3 protein-coding genes are annotated in these 2,249 nt (G+C 73.6%); 1 reads left to right on the forward strand and 2 read right to left on the reverse strand.

From position 1 onward, the window contains the following. The first annotated feature begins 40 nt into the window (after positions 1-40). A complete protein-coding gene (locus V7E09_RS15335; RefSeq protein ID WP_324523703.1) occupies positions 41-796 on the forward strand; it encodes an NUDIX hydrolase in 756 nt (251 codons plus the stop codon). Positions 797-827: 31 nt separating this feature from the next. Here the strand turns inward: V7E09_RS15335 and V7E09_RS15340 are convergent, their stop codons facing one another. Then, on the reverse strand, positions 828-1,901 hold the full coding sequence (locus V7E09_RS15340) for an ABC transporter ATP-binding protein (protein WP_324523704.1): 1,074 nt from the start codon (positions 1,899-1,901) through the stop codon (positions 828-830). Next, positions 1,894-2,249: ABC transporter permease subunit (locus V7E09_RS15345; RefSeq protein WP_324523705.1), on the reverse strand; the 356-nt coding region annotated here is incomplete at its 5' end. The genes V7E09_RS15345 and V7E09_RS15340, both read right to left, overlap by 8 nt.

Genomic DNA, 2,249 nt, shown 5'->3' on the forward strand with positions numbered 1-2,249 from the left:
AACTCGTCTCCGCCACGGCGACCTACTTGGGGGTGGACCTGTGACGCCGCGCCCCGCCTGCCTGGACCGGCTCGTCGCCGCGCTCGCCGAACCGGGCGGCGGGGAGGGCGTGGTGCGCGGACGCCCGCCGCGCGATGGACGCAAGGCCGCCGTCCTCATCTGCTTCTTCGGCGCTGCGGGGGCCGCCCCCGACGACCTGCGGCTCATCATCATCGAGAAGTCCGCCCGGCTGCGCAGTCACGCCGGGCAGTGCGCCTTCCCCGGCGGCGGCGTCGAACCTGCCGACGCTTCGAGCGTGGCGGCCGCCTTCCGGGAGGCTCACGAAGAGGTCGACCTGCACGCGGACACGGTCGACCTGCTCGGCATCCTGCCCGCCGCCCACGTCGCCGCCACCGGCTACGACGTCACCCCCGTCGTCGCGTGGTGGCACGCCCCGCACCCCCTGGCGATCGGGGACGCGATCGAGGTGGCGGCCATCCACGAGGTGCGCGTCGGCGATCTGATCGACCCGGCGAACCGGCTCACGTGGCGGCTGCCGATGGGGCACCGCGGGCCGGGTTTCCTGGTGGGGGAACTGTTCATCTGGGGCTTCACCGCGGCCCTGCTCGACGGTTTGATCACCCTGGCGGGCTGGGAGCGACCCTGGGACGCCCGCCGCACCGAACTCGTCCCTGAACGGTTCTGGCACCGCGCCGACAGCGAGCGCGTCCAGGCGGACTTGCGCGCCTCGGCGCCAGACACTGCGACGGTGGACGCATCCGGGCCCGGGGCAACGGCGCAGAACGAGCCAGCCTAAGCCGTCCCCCACAGTGGGAGCGGCAGCGCGGTCACGCCGAGGCGTCGCCTGGTGCGGGATGCAGGGACACCGCCGTGGCCTTGATGACGGCCACCACGGCATCGCCCTCGGTGAAGGCCAGATCCGAGACCGCCCCGGACGTGACGTCGGCGTGGATCCGCTGGCCCGCGACCAACAGGCTCACCCGCTGCACCAGGCCGCGATCCTCGACGCCCGCCACGACCGCAGGGAGTTCGTTGCGCGGGCTGCCGTGCGGCGATCGAGCGAAGATGCTGACCGCGGACGGCGGGAACACCGCCCGGGCAGCGCCCGGGGGTAGGGGAGCGTCGCTCACCCCGGACACCACGGCGCCGTCCCCCAGCCGGATGGTGGTGCCGGAGGCGAGCGGGCCACGGAGCACGTTGAGGCCGACGAAGTCCGCCAGGAAGGAGGTGGGGGGCTTGGTGAAGACGTCCTCGACGCGTCCGTCGGCGACGACGCGGCCCGACTCCACCGCCACTACCCGATCGGCGAGGACGAGGACGTCGAGCGGATCGTGGGTGACCAGCACGGTCGCGATGCCCTCCAGGCGGTGACGCAGCAGCCGGCGAAGGTCGGGGGTGGTGGTCGCGTCCAGGGCCGCGAAGGGCTCGTCCAGGAGCACCAGGTCGGGGTCGAAGGCGAGGGCCCGGGCGAGGGCGGCGCGCTGGGCCTGGCCGCCTGACAAGGACCGAGGCTTGCGCGGGCCGAAGCCGTCCAGGCCGACTGCCTGCAGTTCGGCGGCGGCCCTGAGGCGAGCCTCGGCCCGGGAGCGCCCGCGGGAACGCAGCCCGTAGGCGACGTTGTCCAGGACGCTCAGGTGCGGAAACAGGAGGGCGCGCTGCTCCAGGTAGCCGATGCTGCGACGGCTGGCCGGGACGAAGACGCCCGCGTCGGCCACGGTCGCGTCACCGATCTTGACGCGGCCCTCGTCGGGGCGCAACGCCCCCGCGGCGAGCTGGATGGCCGTGGACTTACCGGCCCCGTTCGGCCCGATGAGGGCGACGACCTCCCCAGCATTGACCCGCAGGCTGATCGTGACGTCCCGGGCGGCGACGTGGGCGTCCAGGACCAGTTGCTCACGCATGGCTACCCCACGCCTGGAGCCTGGTCGCCAACCAGACCACGATCCCCGCCACCGCCAGCAGGACGACGGCGAGGGCGAGGGCCAGGTCCGAATCGGACTCGCGCAGCAGGTAGATCTCCAGCGGCAGCGTGCGGGTGACGCCCTGCAGCGACCCGGCGAAGGTGAGGGTCGCGCCGAACTCCCCCAGGGCGCGAGCGAACGACAGGGCCGTCCCGGACGCCAGTGCTGGCGCGGCCATGGGGAGGGTGACGGTCAGCAGCGTCCGGGTGGGGCTGGCGCCCAGGTAGCTGGCGGCGCGCTCGTAGTCCAGTCCGCTGGTGCGCAGCGCACCCTCCAGCGAGACCACCA

Origin of the sequence: Propioniciclava sp., from assembly GCF_036744435.1 — a bacterium.
Lineage (GTDB): Bacteria > Actinomycetota > Actinomycetes > Propionibacteriales > Propionibacteriaceae > Propioniciclava.